An 18,206-nucleotide genomic window follows, 5' to 3' on the forward strand; every position below is an offset into this window, starting at 1 on the left:
ATGCAAACAAAAGATAATACCTCCACCCTCGTACATGACATTCAGTTTGAATTACATCGTGGAAAAGTACTCGGTATTGTCGGAGAAAGCGGGAGCGGTAAAACGGTCACAAGTATGGCTATTCTGCAACTTCTTGATCAAAAAACAACAACGATTGAAGGTAGTATAAAACTGCAAGGACGCGAGTTGAACGGATTAGATAAGAAAGCCATGCGGAATATTCGTGGCAAAGACATTGCTTTTATTATGCAAAATCCAATGAATGCTTTTACACCTGTGTATACGATTGGTAATCAATTCATTGAAACCATTCGCTCTCATACGAAAGTGACTAAAAAACAAGCAACAGAGATGGCAATTGAAGCAATGCATCATGTAAATCTACCTAATCCTAAGGAATTATTAACATCCTACCCTTTTCAATTAAGCGGCGGAATGCTTCAACGAGTCATGATTGCAATGGCCGCATGCCTGCATCCTGCTGTTATTATTGCAGATGAGCCAACAACTGCCCTTGATGTTAAGAACCAACTTCAAGTGCTGCGTCATTTGGATCAAATTCGTACAGATTATGGTTCAGCTATTTTATTAATTTCCCATGATCTTGGTGTCATTTCAGAAATGGCTGATGATGTCGTCGTGATGCAGCACGGTCGTATTGTCGAAAAAGCGAACGTATTTCAACTATTTGATCACCCGCAGCACGAATATACGAAAAAACTACTTCATGCTCGCCCGACAATACATGCAGAAGAATATATAGGATAATTTCAAAGGAGAATACACATGAGTTTATTACAAATAAAAGAAGTAACTCATAGTTACGGCTCTCATAAATTATTCAAGTGGAAAGATACTTCAAAACAAGTACTCAAAAACATTTCTCTCTCTATTGAAGAAGGAACATGCTTAGGGTTACTAGGTACGAGCGGCGCTGGAAAAAGCACATTAGGCAAAATCATTCTTGGTTTAGAACAACCTCAACAAGGACAAGTTCTATTTCAAGGACATAATATTTATACAGCGGATAAATGGACTCGCCAAAAAATCCGCCGCGATTTACAGGTTGTCTTTCAAGATTCCTATTCAGCCGTTAATCCTAGACTAACAGCTGAACGAATTATTGCTGAACCGTTAGAAAACTATGAAAGGCTAACGATATCTGAACAAAAACGAACTATTATTGAATTACTGGAAAGAGTTGGTCTCAGTGAAAAAGATTTAACTAAATACCCTCATCAATTTAGCGGGGGACAATTACAAAGAATCAATATCGCTAGAGCCATCTCCCTAAAGCCAAAACTAATTGTCTTAGATGAATCTGTCAGTAGCCTTGATATGGTCAACCAAACCCTTATATTAAATTTACTAACCGAACTTAAAAAGGATTTTGGACTATCCTATCTATTTATCACTCATGATATTAAGGCAGCCTATGCAATCGCTGATACATTAGGTGTATTAGAAAAAGGCGAAATAGTCGAGTTTTACGACTCCAAAGAGCAGTTTTTCACATCTAAACATCCTGTCGTAAAACAAATGCGTGGTTCTATACTTGCAGAACATCCACGATATCGCTCGATTCGCCATTAAAGCTGATAAAACAGCCTCGACTTCAATAGAATCGAGGCTGCTTTTATATCACATACAAATATACGCCATCATAATAAAACTTTCTTAATCATTTACTACATAATCGTTGCCTTTCATCTAACTGCTTACATTTCATGCTATGCAACTTAACATACCGCAACATAGAATTGGGTCTTCTAGCCTTTCAACATCGTTAACCTTCCTAACGAAACTCTACTCAAGCCTCGCTGCTATTGACTTAGTCTGTCCCTGTAAAATCTCCACGTTTAAAAATAACACAAGCTAGGATAGATTATTTTGAAATTTAAGGAACAATATAGAAAACCATTAAATGCCTATCAATATTTAGACCTTTTCATCATTAAATAAAGAAAGAATATTATTAAAGTAAGGATTGATGAAAATGGCTAAAAAATATAGAGGAAAAACGTTAAAAAAGCTACCGTCAAATGGACGCGGAGAATGTCCATTATGTAAGAAAACAAGAATCAAGCTATTGTATCCTCATAGAACGGAGACAAACCAATTGATTCAAGTATGTAAAAACTGTCGTAATAAATAGTATGCGCCGGGCTGTCACAAGCCCTTTTTTCTTTATTACAACTCATTTGTGCCACGCAAGAATTCTATCTACCTTGATTTCAATCAACTAACGATTCAACTTTCCTAAAAGCCCCATCGTCAAATACTGCTTCTCTTCATTAAAATCCCACGGCCAATATTTTAGTGAAAAATCTGCTTTATTTGCATTCTCGATAAAATCTTTTATAGCAATGAGTGCAGCTCCATATCCTATATTCGAAGCTAAAGCAAAAATAGCATTTGGTCCTTGCTTAATCGTGTCTATGTACTCCGGTTCCATCTTTAAAATATCCGTCCATGTAATAACGAAGCCTGTTGTCTTGCAGCATTTAAAAATGGAATCGTGGTAAGCAAGAATGATGCTATCTCTTAAATCCAAAAACCCTTCTTTGATTTGTTCTAATTCTTCCTTATTATATTGGGTTTCATATTGAGATAACGTATCCAAAGCCCAGTTATAAAACAATTGCGTATAAATAGCTGATGATGCGACAATGTCAAAGCTATCAAGAAAATCTGCCCATTCATCCTTTGAGCTTTCAACCACATACTTCTCTATATCCCTCACATACTGTAGAATGCTCTCAACCTTCTCACCACATTTCAATAAAGAAGACAAATGATGTTCAAAATCGATGTTCTTTAATCCTGTCACGTCCAGCTCAACGAGTTTGATTTTGTTACGAGTACTTGCTAAGAGATACTGAGTCCCTCTCTTCATACTTTCTACATCGAGATCAAATAAATAAATCGAGTTACAGTTGGATGCCAAATAATTCAACTCTAAATCATCACAATTACCCGCTCCAAAGATAGCTATTTTATCAACGGACGCTTTTTTTAAAAAAACATCATGAAATAAGCCACTTACTTGGTTACGATGCCCCTCCCATTTCGTTCTTCTCGATTTATCTCTATTTTCATTCAGTTCCCTTTGAAAATCTTCCAAAAATATCTCTCCTTTTACGTATATACCAACATAGTTGCCACACTCACTTCTTATTTACAGTAAATCTCGCTGCAATCATTAATAAAATTGTACACTATTTTGTTTTTTAACGGATAATCTTCTCCTGTATAGTTTCTCACCTCTAAGCAAACAGTAACATTGGAGGTGAGCGAAATGAGTCAAAAAATTAAAAAAGATCGTTCCAAATCAGTCCTTGGTTCTTCACAAGTCGAAGGTCAAGGAACAACTACACAAGAAACAGGTTCTATGGAAGTTCCTTCATCGAATAAAAAACAAAAACGTGATTAACCCTATTTTCTTTCATATGTTAACGAAACCATTGAAGCGAGGCTGAAGCTATGACGACAGAAAAACAAACCCAACATACTCCAAGAATTTACGCTGAGCCCTCAGAAAGTCCAAAACTTGTTATCACTACAAATTTGGATCAAAATGCAACAGAACAAAATCCATATGAACAAAAAAATAGCCCTAACAAGAAAGAATTCAAAGAATTTTTTGATGAATAATATGTTCAGGCGACTCAAATGGGTCGCCCCCTTTTATTCCCGGTTACAACCATGCTCTTAAAATATTTTCCCCATAAAGGTTGATAAATAATAAGATTAAGCAATTAAAAAGTATATACAAAAAACTAATGAAATAATAATAATAAAGATACTAAGTATTACCACAGTCTTTTTAGGTGCCCGAAATGTTTGATTATTAATAGCAGTAATTTTTTTCATATATACAGCGGTAGCCATAATAATCGTCAAAATACCTAATCCAACCGAAGATATCCCAATAATATTAGCTAATAAGTCACCTATTGGGGAAAGGCTTGATTTCATTGTAAAATGGACATTTGTAACAAGAAACCCTACTCCAATAATAGCAATTGCTGTACGAATCCAAGCTAAAAATGTACGTTCATTAGCTAGATGCTGCTGAATATATGTAGAATCAACAGTTGGAGAGCTGCTTTCTAATTTTTTTGTTTGATTTTCCTTCATAAACAATCACTCACTTACTAAAATAGATGTTATTTGCGTTGTTAAACTCTTCTTATATATAACACTAAAATGATAAAATATTTACTTCTTTTTATACTTTTCACTAGTTCTTTTATGATCTCTCGATTCACTATAACAACAATTTTCTCCCCCAATTAGACCTTGATTATCCATTACATAGCTTGTTGGAATGGTTCCTTTTTACTTTTAGTCATATATTGATAGAATACTTATTAAAAAGGAGAATGAAAATGAACAGAGTTATTTTATTTGATGGAGAGTGTAATTTTTGTGACCAAAGTGTTCAATTCATCATCAAAAGAGACCCTAAAGGCTACTATAAGTTTGCCTCCCTGCAAAGTGATATTGGTAAACAATTGTTAAAACAATTTAATGCTCCAGAAGATATGGATAGTTTCTTTCTGATAGATCATAACAAATGTTATTTTAAATCCTCAGCAGCTCTTCAAGTTTGCAAAAATTTAAAGGGCCTTTGGAAAATCCCCTATTTTCTTTTAATCATTCCAAGACCTATTAGAGATTTCTTTTATGAAATAATCGCCAAAAATAGATACAAATGGTTTGGCAAAAAAGATAGTTGTTTATTACCTTCTCCTGAAATTAGAAATCGGTTCTTATAATACTGTACTTGTCGTAGAGGTTTAAGTTTCTGTTCCAATGTATTTTTTCACCTATATAGTACATGCTTTAAAATAAGATCTATCAAATTTAGAACAAGTGGAAGGAGTTTCTCACCATGAACAAAAAAGGTAAACAACATGCAAAAATGAACGCGGAAAAACAAGAAGAATTACAAACCGTAAATGATTTTTCTAACAAAGAAAATACGCAACCATTACCTCAACCAAAAGATTATGATGAAATAGAATATTAAGATGAAAATATACTCCGACACAACCACGAATGGATAAACTCCTCGAGCAACAAATTCAAGGGTATAGTTAAGAAAAAACTATTTACAAATTTAGGTTTCTTCAATCTGATTTATCTCTATTAGATATGTTATACAGGACTTTTAATTTTAGGTAAATGTGGAATTTTCATTAGGACAAAAACCAATATCTAACCTCACCATAAAATAACATCACGTTTGAAGTATATCGAGGAAGGACGAGGATCACTAATGTATTATTATCCACCTTTAAATAACATGCTTTATATGCCTTACGGAGATTTAAAAAGTGAAACATTACAAGCTATAAAACCTTTTGTGGATTATGGTTTACTAGAAGCAACTTCTACATCATATTCTCATGCACTTACAGAAGTCGCAGCAATCGCCTATTTGCTCGGAAAAGGGTATGACCCGCAAACCGCTTATAAAACGGTTGAATCATGGGAAATGAACGAAAAATTTTTTTAGACATATGAGAATGTTATCTGTTAAGTAACAATTTTATCGAAGGGTTATTGACATTTAAGTCCCTATCAAAACATTTCCAGCATTATCAAACACCAAAAAGCAAATATTAGATGATGAAGGCCATAAATTTTGCTTTCCAAATGATTGATTGAGGAGTGTTTGAAATTGAATAACTGGATATCTTCGCTTTTGAATATAGGGATGCGAAAAAACATGCTTAAAATGTTTGGCAGAAAAAGAAACAATAACGGGATGATGTGGACGTCTTTATTAGGTCTAGGAATTAGTGCAGTCGCTTATGGATTAGGAAAAAATCGAAACAGAAATATGCAGACTCCTGTTGAACATGTAACGAACAGGAGTCGAACGCAAACAGCTAATCCAATGCTAAAAGCTGCTCTAGCAGAGTTTTCAACAGAATTAGGACTCGATAAAAATCCTTCAACAAAAAAATAAATTTCATTCACATAAAAATACCTACATTGATGTGGGTATTTTTATGTGAAGAAATTTAAATTAATAAAATCTGAAACAATTTATTCTCTGGCTAAAGCCTAAATAATAATCACACATAATATCGTCTAAAATATAGCTGCTATTGACGTACGAAATAATTTGCAAATCTAGAGATTCTATCTAATGTGATGCTAATCATAGTACCAATAAAGGCACTTCCGATAATATCAGATGGATAATGATGACCTACCCAAATACGTGAGAAGCCTGTCAACACAGATAATCCCCACATGATTGAACCAAGAACACGCTCATAAAGAAAGATAGAAGTAGATATAGCAAATACAAGCAGAGTATGTTTACTTGGAAAGGAAGAATCTTTTTTTGAAGGAATGAGTATACCAACCCGACGTTTTACAAACGGACGTGGTTTAAAATAAAACAATTTAATCAAAGTATTAATAAACAAAGTTACCCCTACAGATATCACCGCATTGCAAGATACTTTTTTAGAAAAATCATTTCTAAACCACATAAAAATCAAAACAAAAATAAACACATAACGAATCTTATTTGATATTAATATCATCAGCAAGTCAATTGAAGAACAACGTCTAGAAAGAGGATTGACTGACTGAAATACTTTGTAGTTCATAACAATTGTCTCCTTACTTTATATATGAGGTCTTTTCAATCTTTACTTATGATTCCTCATATGTATAAAGTTATGAATAAACTTTTTCAAAGTTTTTATACATTTGCAATCGAAACAATTAGTAATAAAAAAATGGTTTAAAGAAAAAATAAAATATAAAAAATTTTAGAGAAATATATGATAAGGAACACTAGACGGTAATTACACACGTGCTCTTCTAATAGGAATTTTATTTTATCTATACTCTTTTCAACCCCTATATCTCTAAATCCACATCGCTTGTTATTAAGATAAAACACTTATCTCTTTATTGGATTTCATATGGGATTTAGTACAGCAATACATATTAACTATTCTGAATAAAGAATAATACTTAAGGATTTTAGAAATGATTTCAAATTGATTGAGGTGATCATATACATGCCAATGTTAGATATAGATGGTATAAGCGTATATTATACTGTTAAAGGAAACGGGATTCCTATTGTATTTATTCATCCCCCTGTGCTCACCGGTTCAAACTTCAAATACCAAGTAGAGGGATTATCTCGGAATTTTAAAGTTATTACTTTTGATATTAGAGGCCATGGCAGAAGTCAATATTCAGACACGCCAATTATCTATTCACTAATTGTAAAAGATATCAAACGTTTATTAGATCATTTAAACATTCAAAAAGCATTCATATGCGGCTATTCAACCGGTGGCTCTGTTGTACTAGAATATTTATTAAATGCCCCTGATAGAGCTCTAGGAGGCATTGTAATAAGCGGTATGTCTGAAGTAAAAGATAGGGAGTTAAAGCAAAAGATTTCTTTAGGAATATCGCTTGCCAATAAAAAAGCAGTTCCACTTCTTGCACTAGCCATTTCGTGGGGCAATTCAAATAAGCAAGAGTTATTCAATAAGATGTTTAATGAAGCCCTAACAGGAGATGCAATAAATATCGAACAGTATTACCGTTATAGTTTGCACTATAATTGTACTAATCAGCTAAAGAACATTACCCTACCCGTTTTACTTGTTTATGGTGAAAAAGATAAACCATTCCATTATTATGCTGAGTTATTACATAAAAACTTGCCATATAATGAATTACAAGTCATTAATCATGTAAAGCATCAAATCCCTACAAAATCAGCTAATGATTTAAATCGACTTATTACACATTTTATTGAGATGAACTATAAATGAAATCACACAAAGATATTGATGTAAGAACGCAAAATACCGCTCACATTATAATAGAATGAGCGGTATTTGACTATATAGACAGATTGCTTTTTAAAAGGGCATACTCCCATTAAAATTTAGTAATTGGAGCCGAGACTATTTCTTTCGCTTTTGCGCAGAAAATTCTTTACCATGTGCCTCTTGTTCTGCAATAACAGCTTCTTCTGGAACATGGTTATTCTTTTTTGGAGAATTGATGCGATTACGATGTTTTTTACCCATTATTGAACTCCCCTATCTATATGTTTTAAATTTTGATGATGGTTAGGTCTCATCTTGTATGTTGAACTACTTGAAACTTCCATCAGGTGTGGGGTCTTACCACTCGTTCATTTGTGATAAAAACCGCTTTTAAACAAGCATTAATAGCTTCCCCATCTAAGATAAAAACATGCTCCAGAAGCACTCTTGACCAACTATTGGTTATCCTCTAAGACCTTACTCTCTTTAAACACTTGAATAAACGTCCCAGGATCATCCTTAACAGTAAAAGGGTATACACCCGCACTTGTATGAAGGTACAATATTCCTTCCTCATCTCCAATTTTCCGAAAAGATATATCATGAACGGCATGAATAGGAAATTCACGATATTTTGTAGTAATTTTATTTTCGTATAAATACATATCACGATTGGAAATGACTGTTCTTTGTTCATTATAGGTGACTTCTCTAAGAATTCTATAATACGGCTGATGAGCTTTCCACTTCATATAAAACATCTCCATCATAATAAGCTAGCCTAATGTTGACTTGATCGATACCTTCTTCGATATCTACTATGATAACAAGAGTCACAGATTGGAAAACGTGATTCATCCGGTAGCTTATTCCCACATTGTTTACATTTTTTCTGGTAATTGATTACTTCATCTTTTAATTGATCATGCACACCGTTGCTAATCTCTTCTCGGACGCGTTCCCAATAAATCGCTTCACTCCTCCGATCGATACGGTATAAAAATAATAGATGAAGGCCAATAGCTTTATACGAAAGCTCAAGCTCCTCTAGATTTCCCCTTTTGATGACCGGTTCTGGAAGCTCCCGATTCTCAGCAATCGCGAATATAGTATCCAACCATTGATTGACGAGTCTTGGTTCTTTTGTTGAGAATGGAAGATGGAGAAATCCATATAAATCCATTAAGGAAAAGCGAACTTCAATTTCCGTATCACGAACCAGTTCATATAGCTCGCGTTCCTCTGAAAGAGAGGCTTTTTTTGTTCCTTTTGGTGGATCAAATCTATCCCACAGTTCAAAAAATATCCCTAAGTTTCGATAATATTTCTGAAACCGTTCAAATACAGCTGATGTAGGAGCAATTGCAAAAGTTTTAATCGGGTCATCTGCCTGCTCCAGCAGCTTACGCATCATTTTAATGTCAGATGTAAATGCAACTTTACCGGTGTTATAAATGCCTTTCCGCCCAGCTCTCCCAGCAATTTGCTTAACTTCCTGGGAGGTCAATCTTCTCCTGCTCGTTCCATCGAACTTCTCATTTTCTAAGATGACAATACGACGAATTGGTAAGTTTAATCCCATTCCAATTGCGTCTGTTGCGACAACAACAGATGTTTCACCACGATTAAAAAGCTCAATTTGCCTTTTTCTTGTTTCTGGAGGCATGCTGCCGTATATCATACTAACGTTATGTCCGTTCCGTCGTAAACTGGAAGCTGTTTCAAGAACTCGTCTCCTTGAAAAACAAACAAGAGCATCCCCTTTTTGCGTGTTTTTCAAACTGAACTCTCCATTCTCTACCTCCAAGGGGATTTCACGGCTATATTCATGTAGTTCAATATCAGCTCCATCTAGGAGATTAAGAAGCATCATTTTAGTATTTTGGCTTCCAATGACATGTACTTCTTTTGCATTTGCCTTCGTGATGGCTCGATACCATGAGAAACCACGATCTTTATCAGCAATCATTTGTGCCTCGTCAATGACCATCACTTCATAATAGTCCTTCTCATGAAACATCTCGACTGTAGAGGAAATATGGTTGGCATCCTCCATCAGCTTTTCTTCTTCACCTGTCTTTAAAGAGCACGGGACACCCTCTGCATTCAGCTTGTCATAAACTTCAAGTGCAAGAAGCCGAAGGGGAGCAAGATATAAACCACTTTGGGCGCTCTTCATTTTTTGCAGCGCTTGATAAGTCTTCCCTGTATTCGTCTCTCCAATATGGAGCACATATCTCGTGTCTTTTCCTAAGGCCGCGCTATACGCCTTGCCAAAAATATCGTCAAGGATTCTTTCCTCTTCTGCTTTCCTGCGTTCCTGCTCTGCCAACTCTTCGGCCAGTCTTCGTTCTCTAGTCGCTTCATCTTTCTCAAAGATCTCCTGATGCAAAGTTTCGTCAAAAGGAACCTTGGCCAGTCTTAACAAATCAGAAAGGTATTCCTCCTGAAGCTCATCAAAACAAGCCTCAGATAAATCTGCCAATTCATCTCGCAATACCCCTTTTAGAGTTCCTGTAGTCAGGGGTTCACCATAAATTTCCGTATACTCCTCCATTAGCTTCTCGGGTAAATGTTCGATAACTTTTTTCGGAGCAAAGTCTAAAATGAATTCCGACACAATTCTTTCATAGCGATAGAAATAGGTTTCATATTCAAAGTCGCTTCTTCCCCAAACAAATAGCGAGTGAATATCACCTGTCAATTCTTCAAAGAAATCAGTAAGCATTACATAATCTGTCGCGTTAAACTCCCCCTGCACCCTCAATGGTTCTTCAAGTAAGTAGGGTTCTGTATAATGATACTTTTTCTTATTTTGAATATCATCAGACAACATTCGAGCTACGTGATAACGGACATGCAAATATGAGAGAAAAGCATTCTTATCCAAAAAGTCATATGCAGCCTTTTGTAGTTTTTCTCGAATATGCCATCGCAGTTCGGCTTGCCTTTTCTCTTCTTGCCTCTTAAAGAAAGTTTGCCTTGCATTGACATATCTTTGCTCCCAGTCTTGCTCATTTTCAGATAAAATTTGTTTCAGCCAAGGCAGCACATCAAAGGGATAATAATTTCTTAATTCGTTACGGAATAATTGATTAATTAGCTTTTTATCTGTCCCTTCAGTAACATATCCCTTTTCATTCAAAAAGGCCTTTTTTTCTTTTCTCGGTACATCATTTGAAGCTTTATTTAGCCAAACATTAATCCAAATCTGCTCAATATAAGATTGTCTGTCAGAAATATATGTTTGCCAGGCAGGAAGCGTATCTTGTGTTTCTAAATAGCGCTCAATATCCTGGATAACCTTTTGTTTCGTTTGCTCAATTGCGAGCGGATATATCTCTTCTAATTTTCCCATCATAATCCCCTTTTACGTGTCACAATATATAGTTATGCAGTGTTGTTTAATTAGTTAGATTTGAAACTAATAGCCTTTATGGACTTTCATTGCATGACACTTCTTTCTTTATTATCCATATTATATCAACCAGGAGAAAAAACAAAAACATTCGTTCTATTTTAGCCATTCCCTTAGCAAATACAATTGAATAACTAAATGTACGTATTTGTTATTGTTAACTCCCCTTTTTATTTTATAACCTGGCTGAAAAGCTAAGATTGTCCTACCATGTGTAAAGGTCCACTTCTCAGCTTTCCAACTATCTCCTGAACCAAATACAAATTCTCGATTGCAACACCTGTATTTACTGCATCGGAACTTTGAAAAGCCCTTGTAGTGTAGGTGCTTTTCTAGCTAATATGCAGCTTGATAAATAAGCTCTACAGGGCTTCAGTTATTTGTGCCATTTTTTCAGATGTCCAACTCATCTACAGATTGGAACATAATTATTCTCTTAGAACATCCTACCCAGATACAGGATCATTAAGAAATTCAATTTTTCCTATATTGACGATATCACTGTATTATGTTTTAATATTCTAAATTGTAAACTTATTTTAATTTAAGTTTACAATAGAAAGGCTCTTATGAAAAAATGGACAACTTACGATCTTGCACTGATTGCTTTGCTTGCTAGTTTTATAGCCATTACAGGAGCAATTAAAATTCCTATCGGTATTCCAGGCTCAGAATTCCAGCTTTCTGCTCCTATTGCTGTAGCAATTGCCGCTGTATTTGGATTCAAACGCTACCTTCTTGCAGGTATCCTTGCTAGTCTGATTTTATTTCTGCTTGGCATTCATAATCTATTAAACATCGAAATAGCGATGACATTTCGAATTGTCGCTGGTGGAATAGTAGCTTTATTCGGAACTTCGCTTCCTGTTTTAATGCTAGCTGGACCGATTGGGACTGCCGTTGCTCGCTTCGTACTTGCCTTCACTCTTGGCGTTCCTTCTGGTCCGTTGCTTTTAGCGGCGATTCCAGGAATGATTTTTACCGCCTTAACAGTATGGCCATTAAAAGAAGTGTTTAAAAAAATTAGTGAAAAACAAAGGAGACATCATCATGTTAAACGAGCTTTATAGCATTAGAATGAGAGCAGCCGAAGGAGGAGCCCATGAGCAAGGTGGTCGGCATATATCGGGCGGAGAGCGCCTCGGACAAAAAGAAGAACTACATAAATTAGCAACAGAACTGCTTACTAAATCACTTAATCATTCACGTGGTGATTGTGATTTCATTCAGTTAGTAATTGAAAAACTCCAAAATCAAGAAATCAAGACAATTAGCCCTCTTCCTGTTTCCACTGAACATGTACAAAACGTGACGGAAGGACGAAAAAAAGCTGTGTCTCTTCTTTCATTCCTTGGAATTTCAGATGAAGCGATCACACAAGGGCTGAACTTTCTCAAACAATCAACACATCAAAGAGGTGCCATTATTGTAGACAGCCAAACCGGAAAGCGGCTAGATCATCGAGAACTGAAAGGTGTACGGGTATCCCGAATGGATTGGCATACACAAAGTTGGAGTAACTGGTCTACATTTCACCAACCTTTTATCTCTTCTCGTATTAGAGAGGCACTCGCTCTCGCTTCAAAGGTCACAGCTTCTCCTTATACAGTAGCTGAATTATGCTGGTCTGATGACCCAGATTATATAACTGGCTATGTGGCAAGTTCTGCTACTGGTTATAAACGGATTACTCACTTAAAAAATATTGGAGAAGATTGTGGAGGACGCATCTTTTTTGTTAAACAACATTGTCCTCTAGATGACTATATTTCTTATTTAGAAACAACACCTGTCTGTATTACATATGAAAACGAAACCGAGCATAGAAGGAGGGCAAGCTCATGACAGATTATCTTAACCAAGAATTACAGCAAATTCGAGAACAAGGATTATTTCGAACACTGCGGAGGATAGATGCAGCAAGTGATACAGAAACAGTGCTAGAAGGAAAGAAGGTTCTTCTATTTTCTTCTAATAATTATCTAGGTTTAGCCAATGATTCACGTATGAAAGAAAAAGCCATTGAAGCAATCAAACAATTTGGTACAGGAAGCGGCGGCTCTCGTTTAACGACGGGAAATCTTTCTTTGCATGAACAGTTAGAACGTGACATTGCCTCTTTTAAAGGAAAGGAAGCTAGCCTTGTATTTAGCAGCGGATTCCTAGCAAATGTCGGCATTATTTCTACTTTGATGAAGCAGGGTGATGTTATTTTAAGCGATTCCCTAAACCACGCTAGCATCATTGATGGCTGCCGCTTAAGTAAAGCTGATACGGTTATTTACAATCATGTTGATATGAACGATTTAGAGAAAAAATTACAAAGTGTAACCTCTTATCAACGAAAGCTCATTGTTACAGACGGTGTGTTCAGCATGGACGGAAATATTGCTCCACTCCCTGCTATCGTCTCACTTGCAAAAAAATACGGAGCTATGGTAATGGTCGATGATGCACACTCTACAGGAATTCTGGGTAAAACAGGTGCTGGCACAGCCGAATATTTTGGATTGACGCAGCAGATCGATTTATTAATGGGAACGCTTAGTAAATCAATTGGCGCAGAGGGTGGATATGTCGCGGCATCTCAATCCCTCATTCAATACTTACGCAATAAAGCTCGTTCTTTTATTTTCCAAACGGCTTTATCTCCTAGTGTTGTCGCTGCTAGTATAGAAGGAATTCGTATCATTCGTGAAGAAAGAGAAAGAAGCGTACGACTGCTTGAAAATGCGGAATTTTTACGGAACGGATTGAAAAAATCAGGTTTTACACTTGTAGATGGCTCTACTCCGATTCTTGCGGTTTTAATTGGTTCCGCACAAGATGCTGTGCGTTTTTCCAAAAGATTAGAAGAAGAAGGAATTTTTGCTCCAGCTATTCGCCCACCTACAGTACCTGAAGGCATGAGCCGTATTCGACTAACCATAATGGCCACTCATCAGCAGGAACAGTTGGAATACGCTTTACATACCTTTGTGAAAATCGGAAAAGAGATGAATCTTCTTTCTACAAAAAATGTCATGCAATCGAAATAGGAATCAAAAAGAAAGCATTTCTCTATAAATAATGAGGAATGCTTTTTATTTTATCTAAAATCAAAGGGACAATTAAATAACAATAAAAATACTATTAAAATAAATAATTTTTTATTGTAAAACGATAAATACTGTGCTAAATTCAAATTGAAAATAAATAAGTGAGGTGCTTTTTATGAAACAAGTTACAACACTATTTTTAAAGATAGCTGTTATTTTTATTGGAATCCCAGTTCTTGCTTTGTGTATCTTTTTGGTGCCTGAGATAGGAAATATTACAGCACAATTGCTGCCAGAGTTTGCTTATATAAAATATCTCGTTTCCATCGTTTTTTATGCATCAGCGATACCTTTTTACTTTGCTCTGTATCAGGCATTTAAACTTTTAAGATATATTGACAAGAACAAAGCTTTCTCCGAATTATCTGTAAAATCTTTAAAGAAAATCAAATACTGTGCCATCACAATCAGTAGCTTACATGTGCTAGTCTTGCCGCTCTTTTATCTATTTGCGGATAAAGACGACGCCCCAGGTGTCATCTTTATCGGATTGGTTGTTCCTTTTGCTTCAATGGTGATTGCAGTCTTTGCTGCTGTTCTTCAAAAACTGTTAAAAGAAGCGATTGATATAAAATCAGAAAATGACTTAACGGTCTGAGGTGAAAACAATGGCAATTATAATCAATATTGATGTGATGTTGGCGAAAAGGAAAATGAGCGTGACAGAACTATCCGAGAGAGTTGGCATAACAATGGCTAACCTTTCTATATTGAAGAATGGAAAGGCAAAAGCGATTCGATTATCCACTTTAGAGGCGATTTGTAAGGCTTTAGAATGTCAGCCTGGAGATATTTTAGAATACAAAAGTGACGAAGATACCCAATAAGCAGGACTTACACATATTCAGAAAAAACTTTTGGAGGCACCAATCATGAGAACACTAAAACAACTCGTTCGTTTTGGTTGGGAGCAAGCCCTATCGTGTTTGTTTCCTGTCATTATTTTTGTCTCTTTGGCTTTTACACAAATCATACCACTTCCCTTTCTACCACGGTATGACTGGCTGCTCATCATCTGCCTTCTGATGCAGTGGTGGATGGTGCGTTCTGGGCTTGAAACAAGGGATGAACTAAAGGTTATCACCTTGTTCCACCTTATTGGACTTACTCTTGAACTTTTCAAGGTACATATGGGCTCCTGGTCTTATCCAGAGGAAGGGTATTTCAAAATTTTTGGAGTGCCTTTGTATAGCGGATTCATGTACGCAAGTGTAGCGAGTTATCTTTGCCAGGCATGGAGGCGGTTGAAAGTTGAACTGGTTAAATGGCCACCGTTTTTGGTAGTTGTACCTCTTGCAGCTGCGATTTATTTGAATTTTTTCACCCACCATTATTGGATTGACGTTCGTTGGTGGTTATCTGGACTTGTAATGATCGTCTTTTGGCAATCATGGGTTACATATGAGGTTGATGGAACTCGTTATCGTATGCCACTCGCGCTTTCTTTTGTACTCATCGGATTTTTTATATGGATAGCTGAAAATATCGCAACGTTCTTTGGAGCGTGGAAATATCCAAACCAAACCGAAGCATGGAGTCTCGTTCATCTAGGAAAGGTAAGTTCATGGCTCTTATTGGTGATTGTTAGCTTTCTTATAGTAGCGACGTTAAAGCAGGTTAAGGGAAGAAGTTCCGCTAGAATGGATACTAGTCAATTTTTATAACTGTTAAATATCTTTAGGTTGAAGTTCTCCTAGCGTACAAAATTCCAATTTATTTGACTTAGGTCTTGATCAAACATTGTATATAATCCCCATCTTTATCCTCTCCCCTGATTTCGCAGGACTATCCTTAGAGGCATTCAAAAAACTGTGACAGGCTATAAATTAAGGAACAAAAAAAGAGCAGAGCTGATTAACAGCCCTGCTCTCATTTACATGATTTAATTACTCCGCATCAAATACTCTTACTTCTTTCATTGTGTCACCATTTTTCATAGCTCTTGCAGTTTCAAGACCTGATGTCACTTTACCAAAGACAGTGTGGACTCCATTTAGATGAGGTTGCGGCTCATGAACAATGAAAAACTGGCTAGAGCCTGTATCTCTACCAGCATGAGCCATAGATAAGCTGCCTGCTTCATGTTTATGAGGATTTCCCTCAGTCTCACATTTAATAGTAGTACCACTTCCACCCATTCCTGTACCTGTAGGGTCTCCACCTTGGCTTACAAACCCTGGAATTACTCTATGGAAAACTACTCCATCATAAAAGCCCTCATTAGCTAGTTTTTCAAAGTTAGCTACTGTGTTAGGAGCTTCATTAGGGTAAAATTCAAGCTCAATCTTTTCTCCATTTTCCATTACAATGTATCCCTTTTTAGCCATTCTGTTCATCTCCTTAAATTATGTATGTAAAACCAATGTATATAATATCATTTATAATTCAATAAAAAAAGCAGGGAGATTATAAGTTACAGTTTGATTAATATCTTACACAGCTTCATAAAAGCTTGTAGACAACGCCTCCATATCAGGGTCTGTCTACAAGCTTTTTTTATATTAAAACTATGTAAATTTTCTATTAATCAAATTGAAAACGAACCATGCACTATGTTACATTTTATGAAACTTTGATTTTACCGTTGCAAGATTAAAAGAATGGAGAACCTCGATATGAACAGTAGATTTAAATCATTACTAGAAATACTCTTCGTTTCGACTAAACTTGGATTAACATCGTTTGGCGGTCCCGTTGCTCATTTAGGATATTTCCATGAGGTATATATTCGAAGAAGAAAATGGATGGATGAAAAAAGTTATGCGGACTTAGTAGCACTCTCTCAATTTTTACCCGGTCCAGCTAGTAGCCAAGTAGGAATTGGGATAGGAGTTATGCGCGCAGGAATTCTAGGTGGAATCGTAGCTTTTATCGGATTTACACTTCCTTCCGTAATTGCTCTCATGCTATTTGCCATACTCCTTCAAGGGCTGGATACAGGAGAAGCTGGCTGGATACATGGATTAAAAATAGTAGCGGTAGCCGTAGTTGCACATGCTATTTTAGGGATGGCAAAAAATTTAGCCCCTGATTTAAAAAGAAAAAACATTGCATTATTCTCATTAGTAGGAACACTTTTATGGCAATCTATCCTTACTCAAGTAGTTGTTATTTGCACCTCTGCACTTCTTGGTTATCTTCTATATAAACAACATACTGAAAGTGACGAAGAAAGTATCCAGTTCCCCATTACACGAAAAGCAGGAATCCTATGTTTAACATTATTCTTTGGATTACTGATTCTATTGCCTATTTTAAAGGAAATAACTACATCTCACTGGGTGGCCATGTTTGATAGCTTCTATCGATCTGGTTCTTTAGTCTTTGGCGGCGGTCATGTCGTTCTCCCTTTACTAGAACGAGAATTTGTTCCCACTGGATGGATTAGCGAAGAAGCTTTCTTAGCTGGCTATGGTGTAACCCAAGCAGTACCTGGCCCATTATTTACATTTGCCTCCTATTTAGGTGCTATTATGTATGGTTGGCAAGGCGGCTTAGTCGCAACTATTGCTATATTCTTACCCGCCTTCCTTCTAATCCTTGGTACGTTACCATTTTGGGATACTTTACGTCGTAATCCTAAAATTAAAGGGGCGTTTATGGGGGTAAATGCTGCAGTAGTTGGTATTTTAATCTCCGCATTTTACCAACCTATTTGGACTAGCTCCATTCTAACCTCCATTGACTTCGCCTTTGCTGCCATCTTATTTAGTATGCTTATGTTTTGGAAGCTCCCTCCTTGGATTATTGTTGTTTGCGGAGCCATTGGCGGTATATTACTTACATTTATTTAATCAAATATTTTCTAAGCTACCAAATTTGGTAGCTTAGAAAATATTTTAAACTCAAAAAAGTAGACAC

At 36.1% G+C, this 18,206-nt stretch carries 23 protein-coding genes; 16 read left to right on the top strand and 7 right to left on the bottom strand.

Annotated features, from left to right (window positions below; genetic code table 11):
- Nucleotides 1-768 carry a nickel import ATP-binding protein NikD gene (nikD, locus tag ACE199_RS15355; protein WP_375350607.1) on the top strand — a complete coding sequence of 256 codons (768 nt, stop codon included), beginning with the start codon at nucleotides 1-3 and terminating at the stop codon, nucleotides 766-768.
- A gap of 18 nt (nucleotides 769-786) precedes the next feature.
- The gene (nikE, locus tag ACE199_RS15360) at nucleotides 787-1,593 is read left to right on the top strand and encodes a nickel import ATP-binding protein NikE (protein WP_375350559.1); all 807 of its coding nucleotides are present in this window, start codon (nucleotides 787-789) and stop codon (nucleotides 1,591-1,593) included.
- A 649-nt stretch (nucleotides 1,594-2,242) separates the two neighbouring features.
- Here the strand turns inward: nikE and ACE199_RS15365 are convergent.
- Nucleotides 2,243-3,124 carry a hypothetical protein gene (locus tag ACE199_RS15365; RefSeq protein ID WP_375350560.1) on the bottom strand — a complete coding sequence of 294 codons (882 nt, stop codon included), beginning with the start codon at nucleotides 3,122-3,124 and terminating at the stop codon, nucleotides 2,243-2,245.
- Between the two features lie 174 nt (nucleotides 3,125-3,298).
- On the opposite strand from ACE199_RS15365, the gene ACE199_RS15370 reads away from it, so the two are divergent.
- Both ACE199_RS15370 and ACE199_RS15375 read left to right on the top strand, forming a co-directional pair.
- Nucleotides 3,299-3,433 (top strand): YuzL family protein, encoded by a 135-nt coding sequence (locus ACE199_RS15370; protein WP_375350561.1) that lies wholly within the window; start codon nucleotides 3,299-3,301, stop codon nucleotides 3,431-3,433.
- A gap of 50 nt (nucleotides 3,434-3,483) precedes the next feature.
- Nucleotides 3,484-3,654, top strand: coding sequence for a hypothetical protein (locus ACE199_RS15375; RefSeq protein ID WP_164853176.1), 171 nt, complete (start codon nucleotides 3,484-3,486; stop codon nucleotides 3,652-3,654).
- A 96-nt stretch (nucleotides 3,655-3,750) separates the two neighbouring features.
- On the opposite strand, the gene ACE199_RS15380 is transcribed toward ACE199_RS15375, so the two are convergent.
- On the bottom strand, nucleotides 3,751-4,140 hold the full coding sequence (locus ACE199_RS15380; protein WP_375350562.1) for a YidH family protein: 390 nt from the start codon (nucleotides 4,138-4,140) through the stop codon (nucleotides 3,751-3,753).
- A gap of 251 nt (nucleotides 4,141-4,391) precedes the next feature.
- Here ACE199_RS15380 and ACE199_RS15385 point away from each other — a divergent pair, with 251 nt between their 5' ends.
- From ACE199_RS15385 to ACE199_RS15400, 4 genes are all read left to right on the top strand, one after another.
- On the top strand, nucleotides 4,392-4,781 hold the full coding sequence (locus ACE199_RS15385) for a thiol-disulfide oxidoreductase DCC family protein (RefSeq protein ID WP_375350563.1): 390 nt from the start codon (nucleotides 4,392-4,394) through the stop codon (nucleotides 4,779-4,781).
- Between the two features lie 116 nt (nucleotides 4,782-4,897).
- Complete coding sequence (locus ACE199_RS15390) at nucleotides 4,898-5,035, top strand: hypothetical protein (protein ID WP_375350564.1); 138 nt, start codon at nucleotides 4,898-4,900, stop codon at nucleotides 5,033-5,035.
- 249 nt (nucleotides 5,036-5,284) lie between these two features.
- Complete coding sequence (locus tag ACE199_RS15395) at nucleotides 5,285-5,524, top strand: hypothetical protein (protein WP_375350565.1); 240 nt, start codon at nucleotides 5,285-5,287, stop codon at nucleotides 5,522-5,524.
- A gap of 165 nt (nucleotides 5,525-5,689) precedes the next feature.
- Complete coding sequence (locus tag ACE199_RS15400; protein ID WP_375350566.1) at nucleotides 5,690-5,980, top strand: hypothetical protein; 291 nt, start codon at nucleotides 5,690-5,692, stop codon at nucleotides 5,978-5,980.
- 139 nt (nucleotides 5,981-6,119) lie between these two features.
- Here ACE199_RS15400 and ACE199_RS15405 read toward each other — a convergent pair whose 3' ends face one another.
- Nucleotides 6,120-6,635 carry an undecaprenyl-diphosphatase gene (locus ACE199_RS15405; RefSeq protein WP_375350567.1) on the bottom strand — a complete coding sequence of 172 codons (516 nt, stop codon included), beginning with the start codon at nucleotides 6,633-6,635 and terminating at the stop codon, nucleotides 6,120-6,122.
- Between the two features lie 420 nt (nucleotides 6,636-7,055).
- Here ACE199_RS15405 and ACE199_RS15410 point away from each other — a divergent pair, with 420 nt between their 5' ends.
- Nucleotides 7,056-7,829, top strand: a complete 774-nt coding sequence (locus tag ACE199_RS15410) for an alpha/beta fold hydrolase (RefSeq protein WP_375350568.1) — start codon at nucleotides 7,056-7,058, stop codon at nucleotides 7,827-7,829.
- A gap of 135 nt (nucleotides 7,830-7,964) precedes the next feature.
- Here ACE199_RS15410 and ACE199_RS15415 read toward each other — a convergent pair whose 3' ends face one another.
- From ACE199_RS15415 to ACE199_RS15425, 3 genes are all read right to left on the bottom strand, one after another.
- The gene (locus ACE199_RS15415; protein ID WP_252283341.1) at nucleotides 7,965-8,090 is read right to left on the bottom strand and encodes a hypothetical protein; all 126 of its coding nucleotides are present in this window, start codon (nucleotides 8,088-8,090) and stop codon (nucleotides 7,965-7,967) included.
- 194 nt (nucleotides 8,091-8,284) lie between these two features.
- Nucleotides 8,285-8,581 (bottom strand): hypothetical protein, encoded by a 297-nt coding sequence (locus ACE199_RS15420; RefSeq protein WP_375350569.1) that lies wholly within the window; start codon nucleotides 8,579-8,581, stop codon nucleotides 8,285-8,287.
- A 29-nt stretch (nucleotides 8,582-8,610) separates the two neighbouring features.
- The gene (locus tag ACE199_RS15425) at nucleotides 8,611-11,187 is read right to left on the bottom strand and encodes a DEAD/DEAH box helicase (protein WP_375350571.1); all 2,577 of its coding nucleotides are present in this window, start codon (nucleotides 11,185-11,187) and stop codon (nucleotides 8,611-8,613) included.
- Nucleotides 11,188-11,816: 629 nt separating this feature from the next.
- Here ACE199_RS15425 and ACE199_RS15430 point away from each other — a divergent pair.
- The 6 genes from ACE199_RS15430 (at nucleotide 11,817) to ACE199_RS15455 (ending at nucleotide 16,009) form a co-directional block, all read left to right on the top strand.
- Nucleotides 11,817-12,317: a hypothetical protein gene (locus tag ACE199_RS15430; RefSeq protein WP_375350572.1), complete on the top strand. Its 501-nt coding sequence runs from the start codon at nucleotides 11,817-11,819 to the stop codon at nucleotides 12,315-12,317.
- On the top strand, nucleotides 12,298-13,092 hold the full coding sequence (locus ACE199_RS15435) for a 6-carboxyhexanoate--CoA ligase (RefSeq protein ID WP_375350573.1): 795 nt from the start codon (nucleotides 12,298-12,300) through the stop codon (nucleotides 13,090-13,092). Before ACE199_RS15430 ends, ACE199_RS15435 begins: the two co-directional genes overlap by 20 nt.
- Entirely contained in the window at nucleotides 13,089-14,285 is a 1,197-nt protein-coding gene (bioF, locus tag ACE199_RS15440; RefSeq protein WP_375350574.1) for an 8-amino-7-oxononanoate synthase, read from the top strand. Before ACE199_RS15435 ends, bioF begins: the two co-directional genes overlap by 4 nt.
- 175 nt (nucleotides 14,286-14,460) lie before the next feature.
- Complete coding sequence (locus ACE199_RS15445; RefSeq protein ID WP_375350575.1) at nucleotides 14,461-14,943, top strand: DUF2975 domain-containing protein; 483 nt, start codon at nucleotides 14,461-14,463, stop codon at nucleotides 14,941-14,943.
- Nucleotides 14,944-14,953: 10 nt separating this feature from the next.
- Complete coding sequence (locus ACE199_RS15450) at nucleotides 14,954-15,172, top strand: helix-turn-helix domain-containing protein (RefSeq protein ID WP_119117935.1); 219 nt, start codon at nucleotides 14,954-14,956, stop codon at nucleotides 15,170-15,172.
- A 45-nt stretch (nucleotides 15,173-15,217) separates the two neighbouring features.
- Entirely contained in the window at nucleotides 15,218-16,009 is a 792-nt protein-coding gene (locus ACE199_RS15455; protein WP_375350576.1) for a DUF817 domain-containing protein, read from the top strand.
- Between the two features lie 222 nt (nucleotides 16,010-16,231).
- On the opposite strand, the gene ACE199_RS15460 is transcribed toward ACE199_RS15455, so the two are convergent.
- Nucleotides 16,232-16,672: a peptidylprolyl isomerase gene (locus ACE199_RS15460; protein ID WP_127760043.1), complete on the bottom strand. Its 441-nt coding sequence runs from the start codon at nucleotides 16,670-16,672 to the stop codon at nucleotides 16,232-16,234.
- 288 nt (nucleotides 16,673-16,960) lie between these two features.
- On the opposite strand from ACE199_RS15460, the gene ACE199_RS15465 reads away from it, so the two are divergent.
- A complete protein-coding gene (locus ACE199_RS15465) occupies nucleotides 16,961-18,139 on the top strand; it encodes a chromate transporter (RefSeq protein ID WP_375350577.1) in 1,179 nt (392 codons plus the stop codon).
- The last annotated feature ends 67 nt before the right edge of the window (nucleotides 18,140-18,206 follow it).

Source organism: Peribacillus sp. Hz7 (assembly GCF_042136355.1).
Lineage (GTDB): Bacteria > Bacillota > Bacilli > Bacillales > DSM-1321 > Peribacillus > Peribacillus asahii_A.